21 protein-coding genes are annotated in these 23,231 nt (G+C 34.7%); 15 read left to right on the top strand and 6 right to left on the bottom strand.

Going from position 1 to position 23,231, the window contains the following annotated elements; translation table 11 throughout:
* Positions 1-132: 132 nt before the first annotated feature.
* The gene (locus C240_RS03165) at positions 133-1,035 is read right to left on the bottom strand and encodes a helix-turn-helix domain-containing protein (protein WP_271490850.1); all 903 of its coding nucleotides are present in this window, start codon (positions 1,033-1,035) and stop codon (positions 133-135) included.
* 480 nt (positions 1,036-1,515) lie between these two features.
* Between C240_RS03165 and C240_RS03160 the strand changes: the two genes are divergently transcribed.
* The 3 genes from C240_RS03160 to C240_RS03150 all read left to right on the top strand — a co-directional run bounded on the left by C240_RS03160 (position 1,516) and on the right by C240_RS03150 (position 3,964).
* Entirely contained in the window at positions 1,516-1,719 is a 204-nt protein-coding gene (locus C240_RS03160; protein WP_271490847.1) for a helix-turn-helix transcriptional regulator, read from the top strand.
* A gap of 226 nt (positions 1,720-1,945) precedes the next feature.
* A complete protein-coding gene (argR, locus tag C240_RS03155) occupies positions 1,946-2,401 on the top strand; it encodes an arginine repressor (protein ID WP_271490844.1) in 456 nt (151 codons plus the stop codon).
* Between the two features lie 42 nt (positions 2,402-2,443).
* Positions 2,444-3,964, top strand: coding sequence for a phosphomannomutase/phosphoglucomutase (locus C240_RS03150; RefSeq protein WP_271490841.1), 1,521 nt, complete (start codon positions 2,444-2,446; stop codon positions 3,962-3,964).
* Positions 3,965-4,023: 59 nt separating this feature from the next.
* On the opposite strand, the gene C240_RS03145 is transcribed toward C240_RS03150, so the two are convergent.
* Together C240_RS03145 and C240_RS03140 are read right to left on the bottom strand one after the other, a co-directional pair.
* Positions 4,024-4,887: an RluA family pseudouridine synthase gene (locus tag C240_RS03145; RefSeq protein WP_271490837.1), complete on the bottom strand. Its 864-nt coding sequence runs from the start codon at positions 4,885-4,887 to the stop codon at positions 4,024-4,026.
* Positions 4,888-5,861: 974 nt separating this feature from the next.
* Entirely contained in the window at positions 5,862-6,818 is a 957-nt protein-coding gene (locus C240_RS03140; RefSeq protein ID WP_271490834.1) for an endo-beta-N-acetylglucosaminidase family protein, read from the bottom strand.
* 325 nt (positions 6,819-7,143) lie between these two features.
* Between C240_RS03140 and C240_RS03135 the strand changes: the two genes are divergently transcribed.
* The 8 genes from C240_RS03135 to C240_RS03100 all read left to right on the top strand — a co-directional run bounded on the left by C240_RS03135 (position 7,144) and on the right by C240_RS03100 (position 16,966).
* On the top strand, positions 7,144-9,306 hold the full coding sequence (locus C240_RS03135; protein ID WP_271490831.1) for a PBP1A family penicillin-binding protein: 2,163 nt from the start codon (positions 7,144-7,146) through the stop codon (positions 9,304-9,306).
* A 68-nt stretch (positions 9,307-9,374) separates the two neighbouring features.
* Entirely contained in the window at positions 9,375-9,716 is a 342-nt protein-coding gene (locus tag C240_RS03130; RefSeq protein WP_271490829.1) for a YlbF family regulator, read from the top strand.
* 252 nt (positions 9,717-9,968) lie between these two features.
* The gene (locus tag C240_RS03125; RefSeq protein ID WP_271490827.1) at positions 9,969-10,574 is read left to right on the top strand and encodes a CDP-alcohol phosphatidyltransferase family protein; all 606 of its coding nucleotides are present in this window, start codon (positions 9,969-9,971) and stop codon (positions 10,572-10,574) included.
* Between the two features lie 20 nt (positions 10,575-10,594).
* Positions 10,595-11,455 (top strand): archaetidylserine decarboxylase, encoded by an 861-nt coding sequence (gene asd / locus C240_RS03120; RefSeq protein WP_271490826.1) that lies wholly within the window; start codon positions 10,595-10,597, stop codon positions 11,453-11,455.
* A 164-nt stretch (positions 11,456-11,619) separates the two neighbouring features.
* Positions 11,620-12,852 carry a metallophosphoesterase family protein gene (locus C240_RS03115; RefSeq protein ID WP_271490825.1) on the top strand — a complete coding sequence of 411 codons (1,233 nt, stop codon included), beginning with the start codon at positions 11,620-11,622 and terminating at the stop codon, positions 12,850-12,852.
* Positions 12,849-15,551: an ATP-binding protein gene (locus tag C240_RS03110; protein WP_271490821.1), complete on the top strand. Its 2,703-nt coding sequence runs from the start codon at positions 12,849-12,851 to the stop codon at positions 15,549-15,551. The genes C240_RS03115 and C240_RS03110 overlap by 4 nt, the downstream gene beginning before the upstream one ends.
* The gene (locus C240_RS03105) at positions 15,548-16,492 is read left to right on the top strand and encodes a 3'-5' exoribonuclease YhaM family protein (RefSeq protein ID WP_271490819.1); all 945 of its coding nucleotides are present in this window, start codon (positions 15,548-15,550) and stop codon (positions 16,490-16,492) included. The genes C240_RS03110 and C240_RS03105 overlap by 4 nt, the downstream gene beginning before the upstream one ends.
* Before the next feature lie 12 nt (positions 16,493-16,504).
* The gene (locus C240_RS03100) at positions 16,505-16,966 is read left to right on the top strand and encodes an ASCH domain-containing protein (protein ID WP_271490814.1); all 462 of its coding nucleotides are present in this window, start codon (positions 16,505-16,507) and stop codon (positions 16,964-16,966) included.
* A gap of 53 nt (positions 16,967-17,019) precedes the next feature.
* Here C240_RS03100 and C240_RS03095 read toward each other — a convergent pair whose 3' ends face one another.
* The 3 genes from C240_RS03095 to C240_RS03085 form a co-directional block, all read right to left on the bottom strand.
* Positions 17,020-18,051, bottom strand: coding sequence for a peptidylprolyl isomerase (locus C240_RS03095; RefSeq protein WP_271490811.1), 1,032 nt, complete (start codon positions 18,049-18,051; stop codon positions 17,020-17,022).
* Positions 18,052-18,421: 370 nt separating this feature from the next.
* Complete coding sequence (locus tag C240_RS03090; protein WP_271491010.1) at positions 18,422-18,772, bottom strand: YtxH domain-containing protein; 351 nt, start codon at positions 18,770-18,772, stop codon at positions 18,422-18,424.
* A complete protein-coding gene (locus C240_RS03085) occupies positions 18,766-19,197 on the bottom strand; it encodes an HIT family protein (RefSeq protein WP_271490808.1) in 432 nt (143 codons plus the stop codon). Before C240_RS03085 ends, C240_RS03090 begins: the two co-directional genes overlap by 7 nt.
* A gap of 135 nt (positions 19,198-19,332) precedes the next feature.
* On the opposite strand from C240_RS03085, the gene C240_RS03080 reads away from it, so the two are divergent.
* From C240_RS03080 to C240_RS03065, 4 genes are all read left to right on the top strand, one after another.
* Positions 19,333-20,070, top strand: coding sequence for an ABC transporter ATP-binding protein (locus C240_RS03080; protein WP_271490805.1), 738 nt, complete (start codon positions 19,333-19,335; stop codon positions 20,068-20,070).
* 1 nt (position 20,071) lies between these two features.
* Positions 20,072-21,289: an ABC transporter permease gene (locus C240_RS03075; protein ID WP_271490802.1), complete on the top strand. Its 1,218-nt coding sequence runs from the start codon at positions 20,072-20,074 to the stop codon at positions 21,287-21,289.
* Positions 21,290-21,291: 2 nt separating this feature from the next.
* Positions 21,292-22,158 carry a D-amino-acid transaminase gene (gene dat / locus C240_RS03070; RefSeq protein WP_271490799.1) on the top strand — a complete coding sequence of 289 codons (867 nt, stop codon included), beginning with the start codon at positions 21,292-21,294 and terminating at the stop codon, positions 22,156-22,158.
* A gap of 219 nt (positions 22,159-22,377) precedes the next feature.
* On the top strand, positions 22,378-23,157 hold the full coding sequence (locus tag C240_RS03065) for a phosphotransferase family protein (protein ID WP_271490796.1): 780 nt from the start codon (positions 22,378-22,380) through the stop codon (positions 23,155-23,157).
* Positions 23,158-23,231 lie beyond the last annotated feature (74 nt).

Raw genomic sequence — 23,231 nt, 5'->3', positions numbered from 1 at the left:
AGTTACTACAATGTGATCGTAACAAATTGTAGTAGTTGATTTTTTCTCATCGTTTATTTAGATGTAGTGAGTGAAGCTAAAACGACTCTTTAGTTTTACTTCACTCACTTTTCTTATTTAATTAACGAAGGCTTAATATTCTTTAATTAGCACAATAGGTAGGCTGTTTTTGTCCAATGTATTTGGGATATCGTTTAGAACAATTTTGATATCTGTGCTAATCTGTCGGGCTAAATCAATATCACCTATATCCTTAACTAAGTGAATATATTCCTGAATACGCTGCATATATTGATAATCTCCAACAGTTAAATAGTCTAATAGATTTTCTAAATATTTTAAGTTTATTCGATAATTTAGATTTTTTCGGTTTTTATCTTGTTTTTTCGCTATTTGTATATATTTCCTAGCTAGATAATAATCTTTTTCATAAATTCTTGCTGTAGCAGCGTTGATAAGAATATAGTATGATGAATCATTTACCAGAGGAGCTTGGATTTTTGGAGATAAAAAAATTTTTTTTATAAGTAAATCTGTTTTTTCTTTTTCAAGAAATCGTACAGCCGTTCTAATTATAATATAATCATAATGCTGAAAATACTCTTTATGGGCTAAAACTTGATACACGTTTTCTAGTTCTTCAGGAGTGATGGGATTGATTTCGGCCCATTTTTGAGAAAAAAAGTTTTTTAATGCAAAATAATTCGATAATTCTCTTAAATTTTTATTTTTCGCTGAGAGTTCGAAGTAATAATCAAGTAGTTCTTTTTTTTTATTTTTATCTTCCAAATGTTCTGCACAATATGAGAAAAGAGTTCGATAGTGATGTTGTTCTTCATCCCAAGGAGCATTTGAAAAGACCTCTTTAGGTGAAAGAGATAAAGTATCCATTATCTTCTTTAAATCAGTCACTTTCAATTCTTGTTTTCCACTTTCAATTCTAGAATAAACGGAAGGATCTACGTCAGTCAAAATTTCTTTTTGTGTAAATCCAATTTTTTTTCTCAGAACTCTCAAGGTTTCGTGAATTTTCATTGTTTTCATTCCTTTCAATGCAATATTTACATGAAAATAGCAGTAAAAAAAAAATAAAAATTTATTTATGAGATTTTTACAATTAGAATAATAATTTATTCAAAAAGAGTTTGATGTTTGCTAAAATTATAACTGTAGTTCTTATTTAATTATTATTTAAGAACTAAAAATATAAGATGTTAGGAGGTAAAAGTAATGTCTATTATTACATTGTTTAGCTTAGTTGGTACTTATATCCATATCACAACTCCATAATATCAAACGAACTTCCAGCATTCATAAAAACTTTTGGTAAGTTACTTATGCTAGAAGTCAGTAATAATTAAAAGTAAAAGCCACTTTTAATTTTGTAGTTTAACGCTACGTAATGAATATAACACACTAAAACTAAATTAGTATACTTATTTTTGTAAATTAATTAACTAATCAGCGGGAATGATTTGTATTTTTCATAATTTAAAAAAAAAGAAGGAATAATCTGTGAAAAAAAACATAAAAGCTAGTAACAATTTAGCAGAAAAACGTACTGATAAAAAAATTACACAAGAAGAACTAGCAAGTAAAGTAAATGTTTCGATCCAAACAATCCAAAGTATTGAAAAAGGAAAATATAAACCGTCTATGTCGTTAGCTTTTGCTATTGCTAGTTTGCTAGATGAGCAAGTAGATAGCGTGTTTCCCTAAGATGTCATTTTTAGTTTAGCGAGTAGTTATCATAAAATCACCGAATGGCCACTATGTTCACATTTATTGGACGGATAGTGGTTTTTTTATTTTATGAAAATATATTTTCTTAGGGTAGCAGTAAATATGGTTTTCTAATAAAAAAGTAATTTTTACCAAAAAGAAATGCTTTTTTTTCTGACTTTCGCTATAATAAAGAAAATGACTGAAAACAGGAAGTGGACACATGAAAAAAGTAGATCGGCAACGCTTGATTAAGCAACTTATTACTGAAAACGAAATAGAAACCCAAGACGACTTAATTGCACTTCTTGAACAAGCAGGTGTTAAAGCAACTCAAGCAACTGTATCAAGAGATGTACGCGAGATGAGCATTGTTAAAACCCATGGGTCAAATGGTCAAGTTAAATATGCATTATTTTCGCAAAACCAGCCTTCTAGTAGTGAAGAAAAATTAAAAGAGTCAGTTAAGGATTCCGTTATTCGGATGGAACGAGTGCAATTTATGGTAATTGTTCATACAGATATGGGTGCAGCAGATGTGGTTACTAATTTTCTGGATGAAGTGAATTATGATGAGATTGCGGGAACTGTTGCAGGAGTAGATACAATTATTATCATTGCACGCTCTGAAGAAGAAGCCAAAGCGATTGTTGAACGCTTTGAAACAATGATGAACTAATACTAAAAAATAGCCAATAAAAACGAAGGGAGATTTGGTTACATGGATATGAAAGCGTTACAAAACGGATCGGATATTCGAGGGATTGCGGTAGATTACGAAGAAAAGAAAGCCAATTTAACATCAGAGCAAGTTGAGAAAATTGCAGTAGGAATCGTTCAGTGGCTTTGTGATGAAAAAAGTTTAGCAAAGAAACAGCAAGCAGGTGAGTTGAAAATTGGTATCGGTCATGATAGCCGTATTTCAGCTGATAGCTTAAAACAAGCATTAATAGATAGTTTCTTGAAGCAAAAAATTGATGTATTAGATTTTGGTTTAGCGACAACGCCAGCAATGTTTATGGCAACTCAATTTCCTCAATATGATTGTGACGCAGCGATTATGATTACTGCCAGTCACCTCCCTTATTATTTTAATGGCTTGAAACTATTTACAAAAGCAGGTGGAGCAGAAAAAGAGGATATTGCTTACATTTTGGCACACACAGAACAATCTGTTTTAACCGAAACAGGTTCAGTAACGAAAACTTCAATTCTAGATGACTATTCAGCAGATTTAACGGAAAAAATACGTAACGGCATGAAAACAAATGAGGCAGAACCTTTAGCTGGTTTTCACATTGTCGTCGACGCTGGTAATGGCGCAGGTGGATTTTTTGCTGAAAAAGTATTAAGTAAACTTGGAGCTGATACTACAGGTTCACAATTTTTAGAGCCAGACGGAATGTTTCCTAACCACATTCCAAATCCAGATAATAAAGAAGCGATGGCAAGTATTCAGCAAGCAGTGTTAAAAAACAAAGCGGATTTAGGTGTGATTTTTGATACGGATGTTGACCGTTCTGCTGTAGTTGATGCATCCGGCGAAGTAATCAATCGAAATAATTTAATTGCAGTTTTAGCCACAATTGTCTTAGAAGAATTTCCAGGTAGCAGCATTGTTACAAATTCACCGACTTCCAGTCATTTGAAAGATTTCATTGAAGCAAAAGGCGGTAAACAAGTTCGTTATATTTCCGGTTATCGGAATGTTATCAACAAAATGGTCGAATTGAATCATGAAGGAATTGAAACGCCATTAGCTATCGAAACAAGTGGACATGCAGCTTTTAAAGAAAATTATTATTTGGACGATGGCGCGTATGTTATTGCTAAAATTTTAATGTTATTGCCACGTTTAAAATCTGAGGGTACGAGCCTTGGTGATTTGATTAGTTCATTAAAACAACCAGCGGAAACCCAAGAATTGCGTTTTGAAATACTAGCACAAGATGTTCGTCATTATGGAGAGCAAGTCATTCAAGAGTTAGCCAGTTTTGTTAATGATACAAAAGGAATGAGTATTGATTCGGAAAATCATGAAGGAGTTCGGGTAAACGTTTATGAAGAATATGGCAGTGGCTGGTTTTTATTGCGTATGAGTCTACACGAACCGTTGCTGGTATTGCAAGTTGAAAATGATGAAACAGGTATGAATCAAAAAGTGCTGCAAAAATTAGCTGATTTTTTTGAAAGCTACTCACAATTAGATTTGAGTAAGCTGCGCAATGTGATTAAGAAATAACAAATAAACGTATTAAAACGGATGCTTTGATATCTGTTTTAATATGTTTATTTAATTTATTACCAAAGCCCAGGAATAGCTGTTGCGACAATCATTTCTCCTGTGAAGGGATGTGCTAAGTGTAATTCATAGGCATGGAGCATCAATCGTCCTTTAGGATTTTGATGATATAAAGGATCGCCAATAATTGGATGCCCAATACTCTCAAGATGGACTCGGATTTGATGTGTTCGTCCTGTTTCTAAAATGCAATAAATAGAAGTTCGATTTTTTTCTTTATCATATGAATTAGTTTGTACATGTGTAATTGCCATATCACCTTTACGCTCATCAATCACACGTTTTCGACGATCATGGCGATCTCGTCCAATTTTTTTACGAATTGTTAACGATTCTTTTGATAAATTACCTGAAATAATAGCTTGATAGCGTCGGAAAATTTGTTTAGTTTCCAATAGTCGTCCTAAAATTGGTAAAACAAAAGGATTTTTAGCAAATAAAATTGCTCCACTTGTTTCTTTATCTAAACGATGAACCACATACGGAAATTGATTCTTAGGTGCTAAATAGGCAGCTAAATGATTCAAGAGAGTCTTATTTTCATCTGGTTGATTTGGGTGAGTCTTCATCCCGGCAGGTTTATTCAAAATAATTAAATGTTCATCTTCAAAAAGGACAGTTACTTTAGTTGGATCACCAAGAAGTTGAACAGGTCTTGGGTAATCCTCTGGTTCAAACGTTAAGGTAACAAGATCGCAAGCTTTTACAAGAAAATGAAATAAAGCAGGTTCACCATTAACAGAAACGTTTTTTCTGATACGCAAAAAATGTCTGACTTTACGTGGAACTAGCCATTCTTGTTCAAGTAAGTCACGTACAGACTGTTCTTTAAAATTTTGAGGTAATTGGATGGATAATTCCATGTTGTTTCCACCTTTATTGTAGGGTAACGATACTTATTTAAGTTTAACAAAAAAGAGCGATTCGTCAATGCTGGAACAAAGGATTATGAGATTGGATGAGATAAAATTTAGTTTTGAGAAGAGAGTGTTTGGCTTAAATTTGCTGAGATGAAGTAATTTGTTGGAAAGAAAATATTGTTTTTATTCGTATTGTGTACTATTTATTTTTTGAAGTCAGCTGAATTGATTCAATTATTAAAGATTTGACTTCTAGAAATTTATGAGTTGTACCGAAGTGGGGGAAACTACTAGAAAAGAAACTTCGTTTGTCTGCAGTTGCTAATTATTAGGCATTATCTACTCTGATAAATTTTTCCAAAGTCTATCAATTCTTAGGTATTTAGCTCTTAGAAATTTATGAGGTTGTAGCAAAGTATGGGTGAACTACTAGAAGGAAACTTCGCTCGACTGCGTTCGCCAAGTATTGTTTATCAGCTGCTCTGGTGAAGCCAGTCGCTATCTTTGATTACTTAAGGATTTAGCTCTTTGCCATTTATGTCTACTTGATGACGTGGCGGGAGGTATTTGAGAAGGAAACTTCGCTCGGCTGCGTTCGCCAAGTATTGTTCATCACCTGCTCTGGTGAAACCAGTCGCTATCATTCATTACTTAAGGATTTAGCTCTTTGCTATTTATATCTTCTTGATGAAGTGGCGGGAGGTTCTTAAAAAGGAAACTTCGCTCGTCTACGCTCGCCAAGTACTGCTCATCATCAGCTCTGATGACAATCGCTGTGATTCGCAGCAAATACCCGCCCTTTGGGGAAGGGCGGGAAAGGAGTTAAAAATGAAAAAGTGTTTTGTTAGGGTTGTTTGTTGGTATACATATATAATACAAATCAAATATGAATTTTTTGTGTTTTAATTTTTTTAAAACTGTAAATTTTTTCTAAAAGAGTGTTTAAGATCTAAATAAATTAATTTATTATTGTAGATTTAATTATCTTTCATCGTATTGATTAAGCGTTTAGTCCAGCTGAAGTTAGTTTTAGTAATTGTGTCATCGCCGTATTGTTTGCCGTCTCGATCGATAGCATAGACAAACATTCCACCTTTTGCCCCGTCTTTAGGGTTCCACATAGCATAAGAATAGGCTCTGCTTGTTTCATAAGGCTCAATGGTGTCGTTCCAAATATTGCGGTCTTGTTCTTCAGGGAAAGAGATGCCTGGGAGAAATTGGTTAGTGATTATCGACTGTTTATACGTATCCCAAGTACGATCTAAAGAGCTAGTAGAACGACCATATGCTTGTAAAAATAAATAGTCACAGTAAGCTGCAACATTTTTAAATAATGTATGATTATCTTTATTTGTATCATAAATTAACAGCTTTCCTGAGTTAGATTTAGGGCCTAAATCTTTTGCAAGTGATTTAAAAACACCCGTTGCCATTTCTTCTTGACTAGCAGTAAGGGTAGATTCCATATCGATATCTAGACCATCTAAATTCCAAGGTGTGAGATAAGTTGCTATCAGCTTTTGTGCGTATGCATCATACTCCGCTTCAGTGGGTTTTGTACCGGCATGAGTTACGTTTAATAATTCACGGATATCAATTGTCCGGATAACACGAGTTCCTCTAGCATGTAAAGTTGGAACGTAGCTGTCTTTTAAAGTATCCCAAAATTTTTGTTGATCTGTGCCGGGATTTACGTAATGAAAAACAGAAACAATATCCACGTTCTCAGGAATATCTGTCATCGCAGTCACATTTTCGTCGGGTAAATTAGAGTTTGCATCATGTGGCATAGTGACATCTCGCCAAGTACGATAATAAGCCATCATAATTGGTTCTTCTGAACTAACTGATACGGCAGATGAAGAAATCGGTAATGCACTTAAACCAAGAATACATAAAACCAGAGCCAATAAGCAATAAGATTTTTTTAACATAAAATTCTCCCTCTTTAATTTTTTTGGAGCGTTTTCATTTTTATTCGTAACAATAATACGCTTACGGGATAAGTTTAACATTATGTATAAAAAACATCCAATCAAAGGGCAGCCAATATGATATTTTACTTAAACAAATTTATTCAAAAAGCTTTAATTGGCGATTTCTTGAAGTATTCTTAAACTTTTCTACATAAATTTAAAATAAATGCATGGTAAAATAGGCGAAACATACCTGAGTGGACTATTCAGGCTCAAGACGTATGAAAAAAAAGGTTAAATTATGTTAAAATGACATAGAAACTTTTATATAAGAGGGAGTACTATGGACGCTAAAACTATTATGGAAAAAATCAAATCGGGTTTTAAAAGTTTTTGGACTTGGATCAAACCCTACTTGAGTCGTTTTCATCAATGGAGAAAACGAATTTGGAAAAAATATCAAATTAATAAAATAATTCTATTACTTGGCTTGGTAGTTGTATTGATTACCAGTATTTATTTGTTTACACTAGCAAAGTCAGCCAATGTTGGAGCCTTAAAAAAAGGTCTGGAAGAATCTACTGTCATTTACGATAAAAATGGCGATGAAGCGGGAAAACTTTTTGGACAAAAAGGTACCGTTGTTACGATGGATCAAATTTCTCCGTATGTCAAAGAGGCATTGATTTCAACGGAGGATCGAAATTTTGAAACCCATCATGGTTATGATATTAAAGGTCTATTTCGAGCAGTTATTGGGAAATTAAGTTTAGGAACAATTGGCGGCGGCGGTGGCGGTAGTACGATCACCCAGCAGTTAGCTAAGAATGCTTATTTGACCCAAGAACAGACGATGACTCGTAAAGCTAGAGAATTATTTTTAGCAATTGAAATTGAGAAAAAGTATGATAAACAACAAATTTTAGAAATGTATCTGAATAATTCCTACTTTGGTAACGGAGTTTGGGGTGTGGAGGATGCTTCTCATAAATATTTTGGTGTGAGTGCTAGTGAATTAACAGTTGGTCAAGCGGCTACTTTGGTAGGAATGCTAAAAGGTCCGGGAATTTATAATCCAATTGATTATGCTGAAAATGCTACAAATCGCCGTAACACTGTTTTGCAGCTAATGGTGGATAACGGGAAACTGTCACAAGGCGAAGCTGATGCACAAGCGAATGTAGATATGGTTAGTATGTTGGCTGACAATTATTTTGACGGGAATTCAGACTACCGATATCCGTATTACTTTGATGCTGTAATTGACGAAGCCGTTAATAACTATGGATTAAAAGAAGAAGATCTATTGAATAAAGGTTACAAAATTTATACCGCTTTAGATCAAAACTATCAAAAAATTATGCAGGATACGTATGATAATGATGCACTATTTCCGCCAAATGCAGAAGATGGTGCGATGGTTCAAAGTGGTTCAGTAGCACTTGATCCGAAAACAGGCGGAGTTCAAGGGGTTGTTGGTGGTCGTGGAGAGCATGTATATCGTGGTTTTAATTTTGCGACACAAACGAAGCGTTCACCGGGTTCGTCGTTAAAACCAATTTCTGTTTATACACCAGCATTAGAATCCGGTATGAAACCGAACAGTATGTTAGAAGACACCCCGCAAGATTATTATCCAGCTGAAAATTACAGCCGTACGTATAGCGGAGAAGTTCCGATGTACCAAGCTTTAGCCGAAAGTTTAAATTTACCAGCCGTTTGGACATTGCATAAAATTGGTTTAGACAAAGGATTTGAAAAAACAGAGAAATTCGGAATTCCCTTGGCGCCGGAAGATAAATATTATGGGCTAGCTTTAGGTGGGTTAAAAACAGGAGTTTCTCCGTTGACGATGGCTAATGCTTACAGTCCTTTTGCAAATGAGGGAACTCAAGCTGACGCACATTTAATCACGAAAATTGTTGATTCAACTGGTGCGGTGATTGTCGATAATACAAATTCGAAAACAAAACAGATTATCACTAAAAATACAGCCGATCAAATGACCAGTATGCTTTTGGGTGTGTTTAGCTCAGGAACCGGAATTAATGCTGATCCGGCAGGATATGTGATGGCAGGGAAAACAGGAACAACCGAAACGAATTTTGATACGAATAAAACCAATGACCAATGGGTAGTAGGCTACACACCAGATGTTGTTATTGCTACATGGCTAGGTTTTGAACAAACAAGTGAAAGCCACTATCTGCAAGGGACCAGCGCAGCACATGCTTCAACTGTGTTTAGTAGTCAAGCCCAAGGAATCTTACAATATACCGCTCAAACACCATTTTCTGTTGCAGATGCTTACGCTACTGGCGGGGAAGTTATGGCAGCTGATGAAGTGCCGTCATCTGAAAGTGATGATGCATGGACCGATACGGTTAAAGACATTGGCGGTCAAGTGAAAGATGGAGCCAAAGACATTGGTGGAACGATTAAAGAAGGCTGGGAAAAAACAAAAGATGGACTTAAAAATTTCTTTGGTGGTTTAACAGGAGAATAATCAATTTGAAAACCAGTGAAAGAATGGTACAATCATAAAGAAGAATTAATAGAAAAGAGGGAAATTGAATGAGCAATATTTATGATACAGCGAACCAAGTAGAACGTGAAATTCGTGATCTTGCAGAATTTAAAGCTTTGGAACAAGCTTACGATGAAGTAAAAGCAGATGAAGAAGCGTACAAGCTATTCAAAGAATTCCAAGCTTTCCAACAACAATTACAAGAAAAACAAATGCGTGGTGAAGAATTTTCTGACGAAGATGCTGAAAAGGCTCAAGCGTTAGCAACTGAAGTTCAAACAGCAGAAGTAATTAATCAATTAATGCAAAAAGAACAAGCATTTAGTTTGATTGTAAATGATTTAAACCGCATCATTATGACTCCGATTCGCGATTTATACGCAGATTAATCTTTTAAATTAGTAAACCTTTAGAGAAAAATGGTTAGATTTATTTCCGATCATATATCTTTAAAGGTTTTTTTACTGTTTCCTGTTAAAATTACGGAAGCCTATAGACTAGTTTTTTAATAATGTTTTCTGATAAATTGAAAGCTATTTCTATTAAAATGAAAGTGAGAAAAATTCTAAAAAAATCTCCAACTACTTGTAATTTAATGATATAGTAATATTAAATGAAAAAAGAATTGGGGAACAAAAAGTATGATTAGTATTTATGATTACACGGTGATATTAACTTATGGAAACGCAGTTTTTTCTATTGTTGGTATGTACCTAGCACTAACTCAGCATATTGTTGAGGCGGTTTTTTGTTTAATGTTGTCTGGTATATGTGATATGTTTGATGGTATTGTAGCAAATCTTAAGAAACGAACAAAAAGTGAGATGAATTACGGGATTCAGATTGATTCTTTAGCTGATTTGATTAGTTTTGGATTATTTCCAACGGTTTTAGGTTACGCTTTTGGTTTAACACAAAGCTTTTATTTACCCTTATTTGTGTTTTACATATTAGCTGCGTTGATTCGTTTAGCGCATTATAATGTGACGGAGATAGAAAGAAAAGAGCAGTCTAACGGACGGCGTGAATATTATGAGGGGTTGCCTGTAACTAGCAGTTCTGCTTTAATTCCGCTGTTATTTTTTATTGCAACGCGATTTCATATTTCTATGTTATTAGTTTATCCAGCCGCGTTATTGATTATTGGATTCTTATTTATTTCAAAAGTAAAAATCAAAAAGATTGATCCAAGAAAATTATTTTTCGGGTCATTTATTGGGGCGCTTTTTGCCTTGATTATTTACTAATGTTTCTAAAGGGGTAAGTTATGCAAGAAGGGTTTAAAACAATTAAAGTATCAGAAACAAGCAGTAAAGCACTGAGGTTTTTATACAAGAATAAATTTGGTCGATTTTTACTAAAAGGATTGATTCAGCCGCCGATTACTAAAATGGCAGGTGTTTATTTAAATAGTACACTGTCAAAAGTGTGGATTAATTTTTTCATTAAGAAGAATAATCTAGAGATGTCAGAATATGAGCTGGTTAAATATAGCTCTTTCAATGATTTTTTTAAGCGTGAAATCAAACCTGAAGCACGACCATTACTTGAAGATACGACTGTTTTAACTGCACCTTGTGATGGTAAAGTCAAAGTATATCCAATTAATGAAAAGGCTGTGTTTCAAATAAAAAGATCAGAATATTCACTGGCTGAGTTACTTGGTAGTGAAGGACTTGCCAAAGAATGGCAAAATGGAAGTGCTGTTATTTTTCGTTTAACACCTGACGATTATCATCACTATTATTTTATTGACGAAGGTACAATTTTAAGCCACCAGAAAATCTCCGGGATTTTTCATACCGTTCAGCCGATAGCAATTCACAATGAGCCTGTGTTTTCTAGAAATTCTAGAGAAGTAACAGTGATTGATACCAAGAATTTTGGGAAAATAATTCAAATTGAAGTGGGCGCTTTAATGGTGGGGAAAATTAAGAATCTGAAATATGAGGGTAATTGTCAGCGGTTTGAAAAAAAAGGCTGGTTTGAATTTGGTGGTTCAACGGTACTGCTATTATTTCAAGCAGGATCAGTACTGCTGGATTCAGAGCTTACCAGAAATACAGAAAACAAGCAGGAGACAATTGTAAAGTTTGGTCAAGCGCTTGGGAAAATAGCAAGTGAATAATTTTTTAGTGAAGAAATAGAATTCTGAACATTTGGTTTTATTTCTTTGCTTTTATTTTCCTTAAAAAAATAAAAAGCGAACAAATTTTCGTATATTATTACTGACCAAAGCAAGAAAAAATGATATGATAAACTAAATGAATTAGGACGAAAGAGGGGGATTTAATGAAAGTATTGCATACAGCAGATTTACATTTAGATCGGTCTTTCGAAGGCTTAAAAAAAATACCTGAAATGATATATGAAAAAATGCAGCAGGCAAACCAAAATACAGTGTCTGCGATTGTTGATATAGCGATAAAAAATCAAGTTGATGTAGTTATTTTTGCTGGAGATACCTTTCATCAAAGTCATACATCCATTCGTACGCAAGCGTATTTTATTGACGAAATGAAGCGATTGGAACAAGCGGATATTCCTGTAATTATGACTTTTGGTAACCATGATTACTATGTCGCTGAACGTTATTGGTTTGAGTTCCCTGAAAATATTTTTTTATTTCAGAGTGAACAAGTAGAGACGCATTACTTTATGACCAAAAATCAAGAAAAAGTCGCTGTCTCAAGCTTTAGTTATGAACATCCTTGGATTAATGAGAACAAATTATCCGATTTTCCAGTAAAAGATACCACAGTCGATATTCATATTGGTATTTATCATGGGGATACAGCAGTGAATGAACAGCAAAACTACGCACCGTTTTCTCTTAGTGAAATGAAAGCGAAAGGCTATGATTATTGGGCTTTAGGGCACATTCATCAGCCGCAAGTAGTAAGTGCGAATCCGTTAATTGTTTACCCGGGCACACCGCAAGGACATACTAAAAAAGAACGAACAGTTCAAGGTGTATCGCTAGTTTCAGTTGAAGCTGGACATGCAACAGTCCGGTTTGAATCTGTGGCAGAAATTGTTTGGCAGCATGCGGATTATTCATTAGCCGAAGCGACAAATTTACAAGATGCATTGACTTTTTTGGCAACGGCTCTTTTAGCTGAGGTTAAAGTTGTTAATCAAATCGTTTTAAAAGAGATCAATCTTGAGAAAACGAGTCATTTGGGTGAGGAATTTAAGCGGTCTTATGAAAGCGGTGAGTTGCTTCATTATCTTCAGGAAATGTTATTAAGAAAAAGTAATCACGAACTGTTCTTGTTTCAAGTTGATATTTCAGTGGATGATTTTGATAAAAAAGTATTGATAGATGCTGATCCTGAATTATTAAGACAGCTTGAGAAAAACTATCTACAATCGGAAATATTTACCAATACCTTGCAGGAACTTATACAAAATCCATTGTTTTCTTCTGTGATCCAAGTCGATAAAGAATGGCGTCAACGAAGCATTGAGCAAGCCGATCAAAAAATCAATGAAGATTTTGTTATTCAGGAGGGACAGCCATGAAACTCATTGCAGTAGAAGTTGTAGGTTTTGGTAAGTGGCAGCAAAGAAAAATCGAGTTTCTTCCTAAAAATCAGCTATTATTTGGCTTCAATGAAGCAGGTAAATCTACCCTTTATCAATTTATTCAGGCAATGTTTTTTGGTTTTCCAGCCAAAGGAAAAAGAAAAAAAGATTATCAGCCGAAAAATGGAGCAGCGTACGGCGGTCGCTTGTGGTTTTCACATCCGATTTATGGAGAGGTTCAGATTGAACGATTTAAGACGCAAAATAAAGGGCAAGCTAAAGTTTATTTTAACGACCAAATTGGCGATGAGGCGACACTTGAACAAATGTTACATCCATTAACAAAAGAACTATTTCAATCAGTATTTACGTTTCAACAAGAGCAGTTAAGTCAATTAGATAAATTAACCGAAGAAGAGCTACAAACATCATTGTTGTCTTTAGGCTTATCTGGAAGCCAACAATTATTATTAAGCAGAGAAAATTATTTTAAAACTGCTCAAACTTTATACAAAGGTAAAGGCAGCCAACCACCTTTGAATCAAAAATTAAACGAGTATCAAAAATTGCAAAAGCAAATTAATGAGAAAGAATTACAGGAACAGCCTTTTCAACAGCTTATAACTGAATTAATAGAATTAGAAGCACTAATTAACGAAAAGCGTCAGTCTTCTCAAGAGTTCAAAAGACAACTGTCATTAGTAGAAAAACAAGTAATGAACTTGCCGTTGTACGAGGAACTGAAGGCTATTGAACAATTCCAAACTACGACTGTACTCAATCAGCATGAGCAGGATGAATTATCATCTGTTTATCAGCAGTATCGTTTTCTTAGCGAAGAATTGATTCGTCTAAATCAAAGTTTAGCAGTCGGCAGTGAGACTGAGCACGAAACAGATGATTACCAGTTTTATTTAGAACAAGAAAGTCATATCCAGCAACTTCTAAATCAACGCTATGAAATAGATAAGCTATTATCTGAAATTAAATGGATGACGCAATCTTTTGAGCAAAATCAGCAAGAATTACAGTCGTTAGAACAAAGATGGGCTTGGGATGCAGATCAGCCGCCGCAATTGCCGTTTAACGAGCAAGAAGTAACTGATATGAGAGCGGAAATGGTAGAGCGTACGGTTCAATTACAAACAACGCAGACCGATTTACGATTGATAGAAGAAGAAATTGCAACACGTGAAGAAAATTTAAGTACTTTCGAATCAATTAACAAAGAGATGTTTCAAAAGCAGCACAGTCAAAAACAGAGTGGTGTAAAACCATTTATTTGTGGTTTAGCTGTTATTATTTTCATATTAAGTTTTTTTATGCCTTCACCAATTCGCTATGGAGTAGTTGTATTGAGTATTGGATTGTTGTTGTTTGGATTACTCCCTCATTTTTATCAACCAAAAGATACATTTGAAAATGAGAAACGACAATGGCAAGAAAAATTATCCCAGTTAGACTATCTAAACGATCAATTAGTAAAAATTCAAGGTGAAATTAAAGCAATTCAAACAGCAGAAAATGATACGTCCCGTTTTATTGCTCAGAAAGTTAAAGAAAATCATCTAGGTAAAATGGATCGAGTCGAATTTTGGCTGAATCATCGTGATGAAATTACGCGCTATCTAATTTTGCGAAATACTAATCAAGAACTTGGTCATCAGCTGACAGAAGACCAGAAACGAGTATCAGCATTTTCAGAACGAACAGAGCGTTTTACAGGCAGATTGCCAATTGCTGGCAGCGGCTTAGGGCAAAGAATAAATGTCATTAGTGATTTTGCCGAACGAATGGAAAAAATTCGTTTTACCCAAGAGTATCAAGCGGATGCGTATACCCGTCAATCCATCCGAGAGCTAAAGGAAAAGCAACAACAAGTCATCGATCAAGGACGTCCATTAATGTTGCGCTTCCAAATAGGTTCAGTGAATGAGATTCCGGAAAAACTTCAAAGTTATCAACAAGAGACCGCAAGTCAAAAACGTAAACAAGAATTACAAACAATGCTAGCGGGAATCTATAATGAAGCAGATGAACCCAAACAATTACGAGAAAGACAAGAAGAATTATTTAAGTCTAACAAACAAGTAGAAGAAGAAATTGTTCGCCTACAGGATAAAGAACAAAAATTACGTTATCAGCGAAAACAAATGCTAGCTGATGGAACGCTGGATGAACTTTATCAAGCACAAGCGATATTAAAAGCAGAGATTGATGAACTTGCAATTAGTTGGTCAGGCCATCAGCTGGCAGGACAGATTTTAATGGATTTATTGACGGAATTATCAGAAAAACAATTACCTAATTTAGTCCAAAAAGCAGCTGAATATTTTCAATTATTGACAGAACAAGCCTATCGTTCAATTCAATTACAAGACGGTCAACTAGTCGTTATTCGCAAAGATCAACAACGCTTTTTATTGCATGATTTGTCGACAGGAACTAGAGATCAGGTTGTTATGGCGGTACGTTTTGCATTTCTTTCATTACAAACGCAGCGTAACTTATGCCCGATTATGATTGATGATGGTTGGCTTCATTACGATAGTCAAAGAAAAAAACAACTAGCACAACTATTTGCTGTTTTTTCTGAAAAACAACAAGTCATTTGTTTTTCTTCTGACCAAGAAATGGTAAGCTATTATAAAGAGCTAAAACAGCCAATTATAGAATTAGAAGGAGTACAAGTATGAAAAAAATCCGTGAATTAAGTATTGATGAAACATTTGAATTATTCTTATTAGTGAAAAATGCTGATATTCGTATGGCGAAAAATGGTAAAAAGTTCATTGCTTTTACTTTTCAGGATACCTCTGGAACGATTGACGGGAAATATTGGGATGCTTCAGAAGAAGAAATTAGTCGTTTTACAGCAGGAAATGTAGTTCTTTTAAATGGTAAAAGAGAAGTTTACCAAGGAAATCCTCAAGTTAAAATCATTCATATGCGTTTAGCTCGCCCGGAAGAGCCAAGTCAACCAGCATTATATATGGAGCGTGCGCCTTTAAAACGTGAAGACATGGTGGAAGAAATTAATCAGACAGTTTTTGAAATTACGAATGCTCACTGGCAGCGGATTGTCCGTTATCTTTTGACGCAATACCAAAAAGAATTTTTTGATTATCCAGCAGCTAAAAGAAATCATCATGCGTTTGCAAATGGTTTAGCATATCACACAGTATCTATGCTTCGTTTAGGAAAAGCGATTTGTAAAGAATATAACGAGTTAAATACTGCACTACTGTATTCAGGAATTATTTTACACGATCTTGGTAAGGTTAAAGAACTATCGGGTGCGATGACAACAGAATATACATTGGCAGGAAATTTAATTGGTCATCTGGTTTTAGTGGATGAAGAAATTACGAAAGCATGTATTGCCTTAAAGATTGATGAAAATGATGAAGATGTGATTGTGTTACGTCATATGGTTTTAGCCCATCACGGCTTGTTAGAATATGGCTCGCCTGTCCGTCCGCGAATTATGGAAGCAGAGGTTTTACATCAAATTGATAATATTGATGCATCAATTCAAATGATGTTGGGTTCTATCCGCCAAACTGAACCTGGTGAATATACAGATCGGATTTTTGGTATGGATAATCGGAGTTTCTATGTTCCTAAAGATATTTAAGGAGTAGTGAAAATGAATCAGTCGGCAGTAAAGTTATGGAATGAGTTTAAAAGAAAAGCTGATATTTCACACGATAATTACGATGTTTGGGCTTTTGGTAATTCACCTGAAATGGCTGACGAGTTGTTAGCGTATGTCTTAAATGGTGAAAAAACTGGAACTTCGTCATTACATTTACTATATGATCTGGAGTTAGAGCAGGAAAAGTTGCCAAAAGTTAGACAATATAGTGTGATACTTGATGGAAATAACCAAGCGCAAGCCGTTATTGGTACAAAAGTTGTTGATGTTTTGCCTTACAACAATATATCAGAAGTACATGCTTATTTAGAAGGTGAAGGAGATCGGACATTAGCTTATTGGCGAAGTGTTCATCAACCATTTTTTGAACAAGAGTTAGCTGAACACCAATTGTCTTTTTCAGAAGAGATGCTGATCGTATATGAATTATTTAAAGTTGTTTTTAGAGGTTAAAATTGAAGTTAAAATAAAAAAGTAGAGGTCAGATGACCTCTACTTTTTAGCTATTATTTAGAAGATTCTTCTGTTTTACTTGATGAATCTTCAGTTTCTGATGAGTCGCTTGATTTAGTATCTTTTTCTTTTGAAGAAGATTCTTTTTCATCTTTTGCAGAAGAATCGCTTGATTTAGCTGAATCTTCAGTTTGGATTAAACCAGCTAATACATCTTTGAATGCATCATCTTTGATTTTAACATTTGCTGCAGTTAATTCATCAGAGATTACTTTGTTTACAAATTCTTGATCGTTCTTTTTGTTGTTTTTAGCAATTTCTGTAAGTTCTTTTTTGTAAGGTTCCATGTCGTTACCTTTGTCTTGGTTTTTAACCATTTTTACAATATAGTAAGTTGTTTGGTAACCAGTAGAATCAGTTGCTTGGATTGGTTCTGAAACTTGACCGTCTTTCAATTTGAAAGCTGCTTCTTGTACTTGTGCAGGAACAGTTTCTGATTGAGAATCAAATTTGATTTTACCGCCATCTTCTTTAGTTGCAGCATCTGTTGATTTTTCTTTAGCGATTTTAGCAAAGTCGCCGCCATCATCTAATTGTTTTTTGATTTCTTTTGCTTCATCTTCAGTAGCAACTTGGATTAGTTGAGCTTCAACTTCTGGATGGAATGTTGCCCATGCAGTTTTCAAGTCTTCGTCAGTGATTTTAATATGTGATTCGATCCCAGCTTCAACAGCTAATTGTTGTTTGATAGCTGCTTTATAGCTTTTTTCTGTATAACCGTATTGTTTTAATTGATCTTCTAAGTTTTGACCTTGGTCAGAAGCATTTTGTTTCGCTTCATCGTATTTAGCTTGAACATCTTTGTCAGATACATCTTTACCGAATTTTTGTTCAAACACTTTATAAATAATCATGTTACGAACATCTTGTTGGCTTTGTTGGCTTGTTTTTACTTGGTTGAAAAAATCGTCAACAGTGATAGTTCCGCCTTTCATTGATGCGATGTCTTGTGAACCACCTGAACAAGCAGCTAAAGCAAAAACGCTGAATATGCCTGCGGCAGCTAAAATTAGTTTTTTCTTCATTCTTTAAGCACTCCTAAGTTTATTTTATTTTTTATTATGTAGAAATTAATTCTCACGGTTATTACTATACCACACTATACTTCATAAAAGAAATAATGAATTGATAGTTTCAAACAATTTTCAAAATTAGGACACAATTTAATCTATAAGGGCTTGGTTTAAGAATATTTATTTAGAAATATTCGCTCGTAATTGCAAAAAAATTAATAATGAATTGGAAAATGGTGATAAAAAATTTCTTTAGTTTTACTTAAATAAGAAAATTAAGTTGGTTATTCCAATATTAAATAGTTAAAAGGTGAGACATATAATAGTTAAGTTTCACCTTTTAACGGTTTGAATTCAAAGCAAATGGTTAAGGATGGTTATTTTAGCGCTCATCATATTCCGGCATTTCTGGTAGTTCAGACTGGATTTTTTCGACTTGTTCTTGGATTTGTTCCAATCTTGGTTCTGCTTGGAATTTAAAATTCTCAATATCTTGGTTGATGCCGTCAATAAAAGGCTCGATGTACATATCTGCAGCTTCTTGAAGAGCTGCTGCGGATTCTTTAAATTGATCTAGTTTTTCAGTGAAATCTTCTTTTAAATCAGACCAATCTTCTAATTCATCAACAAATTTTTGGCGTGTATCCCTACCGCTTCTTGGAGCAAAAAGTAAGCCGCCAACAGCACCTACGACTGAACCAAATAAAAGACCTTTAGAAAATTTACTCATGATTGTTCCACCTGCTTTGCAATTTTTTCGGCAATTTCTTGCATTTCTTCTACTGAATAAGCTTCTTGGTTATTTCCAAAATGAATAGAGAAATCATCTGTTTTACCATAACGAGGAATTAAATGAACGTGAGAGTGGAAAACGGATTGATACGCTAGTTCTTTATTGTTATTGATAATATTTAGTCCTTGCATTTCTGGAAAAGCTTTTTCTAAGGCACGAGCAACTTTAGGAACACGAGCGAAAACTTCTCCGGCTAAAGCTGGATCATATTCAAAAATGTCTGTCACATGTTCTTTAGGAACCAGTAAAGTATGTCCTTTAGTAACTTGGGTAATGTCTAAAAATGCGTAAACTTTATCGTCTTCATACACTTTATAACTAGGAATTTCCTGATCGATAATTTTGCAAAAAATACAATCTGTCATGATGTCCCTTCTTTCTTTACACTGTTTCCTTTACTTTAACACATCTTGAATTTTAATTGCGAGAAAAAGTTCATGAAACCTTCAAAAAGTTCGTGGTATAATAGACCCACGATTAAAAAAGTTGGAGGAAGTAAAATGAGTTTAGTAATTGAGCACTTAACAGGCGGCTATGGTCATATTCCTGTTTTAAAAGATATTAATTTTGAAGTGAAGTCTGGTGAAATGGTGGGACTGATTGGATTAAATGGTGCAGGCAAAAGTACGACAATCAAAAATATCATTGGCTTATTAACCCCGCAAAAAGGAAAAATCACGATTGATAATGAAATGTTAAAGCAGCAACCGGAAAGTTACCGTAAAAAAATTGGTTATATTCCTGAAACACCATCATTATATGAGGAGTTAACCTTAAGAGAGCATATTGAAATTACTGCAATGGCATATGATATTCCGATTGAAGAAGCCTTTAAAAGAGCAGAAGTTCTTTTAAAAACATTTCGTCTGGAAAATAAATTAGACTGGTTCCCTGCTAATTTTTCAAAAGGGATGAAACAAAAAGTGATGGTGTTGTGTGCCTTTTTGATTGAGCCAAGTTTGTATATTATTGATGAACCATTTTTAGGTTTAGATCCTTTAGCAATTCATGCGTTATTAGAATTAATGGATGAAATGCGTAATCAAGGTGCAGCAATTTTGATGTCTACACATATTTTAGCTACTGCCGAAAGATATTGTGACCGTTTTGTCGTGCTGCATGAAGGTGAAGTCAGAGCAGTTGGTTCTATGGAAGAATTACGGAAAGAATTTAATTTACCCGATTCTTCATTAGATGATATCTACATTGCATTAACTAAAGAAGAAAAGGTGGGGTAGTATGTCTGGATTTTTTGGCATTCGTTTAGCACGCCATCTGAAAAAAATGATGAAATATATGCGTTATGTATTTAACGATCACTTTATTTTAGTCTGTGTTTTCTTGTTAGGTGGGCTAGGATTTTACTATTCTCAAGTATTAAAAACCTTACCGGAAAATTTTGTCTGGGGTCGACCGCTCGTGATAATTCTTTGGTTAGTGATTTTACAGATTGGTCGTTTGGCTACCTTGGCTGAAGAAGCAGATAAAGTGTTTATTTTACCCAAAGAGCCGGAAATGAAAGCCTATTTGAATCGTGCACTACGTTATTCAATTTGGCTGCCTTTAGTAGCATTAGTTTTGATAGGTGGCATGTCGATGCCCTTGGTGGTTGTTTCAACAGGCTGGGAATTTTCAACATTTTTCTATTTTATTGTGATGTTAGGTCTGATGAAAATTAGTCACTTATTTGTACAAAAATATGATTTATATCAAATTTCTTCAAAAGAGTATTCGCTTTGGTTTACTCTATGGCTATTATCAAGTCTGGGAATCATAGCGTTAAGTCTATATACCATTCCAGTTGCTGGTTTGGCAGGCGCTTTCGTACAAGTTGTAGGCTTTTATTTGGTACTACAGAAGAAAGAGCAAGCTGTTTCTCTAGATTGGGAAAAAATGATTCAAAAAGAAAAAAGCCGGATGCATCGGATTTATCAGTTTATTCATTTGTTTACAGACGTTCCAGAGATTTCTAGCAGTGTGAAACGTCGGAAGGTTCTTGATCCTGTCTTGGTTAAAATTAAGAAAACTAGCCAAAATACTTATCTTTATCTTTATGCGCGTAGTTTCTTACGAGGTTCTGAATATAGTGGTCTGTTTATTCGACTAGTGTTGGTTGGCGGAGTGATTTTATTTTTCCTTAAAGAATTTTGGATTTCTATGGGTGTTTCGGTGCTGTTTGTCTATTTAATTGGCTTTCAGTTGATTCCGATTTATACACAATTTGATTATATGGTAATGACACGGCTATATCCTGTACCAAATAGTCAAAAGAAGCAAGCGGTCAGCAAATTAGTCACAATTTTATTATTTGTAGCAGCTGTTTTATTTAGTATTTTTGTGTTGATTGCTTTGCCTGATGTGAAAGAGAGTCTAATAATCATCGGGGCGTTACTAATTGAAGTAGTTTTATTTGCTAAATTTTATGTCCCTTATCGTTTGAAAAAAATGGAGGCTTAATGATGCATATTTTATGGAATGATCAAATTGTTGAACGTGAAGAAATAAAAATTGATATTGAAGATCGAGGTTATCAGTACGGAGATGGTTTGTATGAAGTTGTTCGCGTATATAATGGACATCTTTATATGATGGAAGAACATCTAGAGCGTTTATGGAGTGGTGCTGAAAAAATTAGAATGCAGTTACCATTTACGAGAGAAGCATTGACTGCTAACTTAAAACGCTTGGTTGAGCTAGAAGGTATTAAAGAAGGAAAATTATATTTTCAAGTTACCCGTGGAATTGATGCACCGAGAAATCATGCGTTACCTGATCCAGCAAAAGTTAAAGGTGTTTTAACTGCAAATATTATTCCTTATGAACGGCCTGTAAAGAAGATGGAAGAAGGCATTACTGTAGCTGTAGTACCAGATACACGTTGGCTGCATTGTGATATAAAGTCATTAAGTCTATTAGGAAATGTTTTAGCGCTAGATGACGCTCGTCGTCAAGGCTTTGATGATGCTGTGCTCGTGCGTGATAATAAAGTAACAGAAGCCTCAGCTGCAAATTTTTGGGTAGTCAAAGATGGCACTGTTTATACACATCCAGATGGGAATCTGATCTTACCGGGGATTACTAAAATGAAGATTTTAACTTTGGCAAAAGAACTGGGAATACCTGTAAAAGAGGAAGCCGTTTCTGAGGGTGAATTGTTTACAGCAGACGAATGTTTTGTTTCAGGTTCGCTAACTGAAATTGTTCCGGTCGTGAAAATCAATGATTTTATAGTAGGCGACGGGACACCAGGTAAAATTACGAAACAGCTACTAGATGCCTATATCACAAGTGTTGTAGCTGACTGTGGGAAATCTAATCCGGAATAGATACTAAAAGAACAAGAGAGATGCTTGACGTGAAGCGCTATGGAAGCTAAAATGATAGGTACTGTAAATGTTGCAATTCTCTAGTTTAGCAGACCTGACATTATAGAAAAGTAGAATCTATTTGTGACCAATAGCGTACAAAAGATCTTTTCTTGTTTTCTAGTCATGTTTGTATAAGCTGGGTAGGCTTTTATTTAGATAAGATAGGAGATAATTTCCATGGTATTTCAGTTGGATAAGGAATGGCGCTTGCAGCCAATAAAAGGCGCAACTGGCCAGACTTACATGGGTATACGTGCGACTGAAAGAGTATTTATTAAAAGAAATACTTCTCCACTTTTAGCAGCTTTATCTAAAGAAGGAATTGCCCCTAAGTTGGTTTGGACTAAACGGACGGTAACAGGGGACATCTTAACTGCTCAAGAATGGCTTGATGGTCAAGTACTTAGAGCAGAAGAAATTGGTGAAAGAAATGATGTTGTGGATGTATTGTATCATCTTCATCATTCACATATGCTAAAAAAAATGCTGGAAAAAATTGGCGGTCAAATTCAAACGCCTGCTATGATGCTGGATGCCTATGAAGCAAGGCTACCAAGTGAACTTCAAAATAATACGTATCTTTCCAGAGTGTATCAGTACTTAAGAGAGAATATTCCTAACTACTCTATTCTTAATTATATGGTTGTCCATGGAGATGTAAATCATCGCAATTGGCTTGTGTCTAATAATTATTTATATTTAGTCGACTGGGATTCAGTAATGGTAGCAGATCCAGCGTTAGATTTAGGGATGTTATTAGGTCATTATGTTCCGCGAAATAGTTGGAACAAGTGGTTACTGTCATATGGTATGCGACCTAGTGATGAAGCGTTGACCAGAATTAAATGGTATGCATTGTATAATTTCCTGCAAGAAATTGTCCGACATTATCAAACGGGCGAAAAAAGAGAAATGAATGCTGAAATTTTAAGGCTAAAGCAAGCTTTTGGTTATTAAGTAGTTCAACACAATTAAAAAAATAGAGGGCAGTGCAAAACAAAGAATGTTTTGTCTACCCTCTTAAAATTTGT

Source organism: Enterococcus sp. 5H (assembly GCF_028128615.1).
GTDB lineage: Bacteria > Bacillota > Bacilli > Lactobacillales > Enterococcaceae > Enterococcus_L.
The sequence above is the reverse complement of the archived record's forward strand: the minus strand, read 5'-3'. Positions and strand labels throughout refer to the sequence as shown.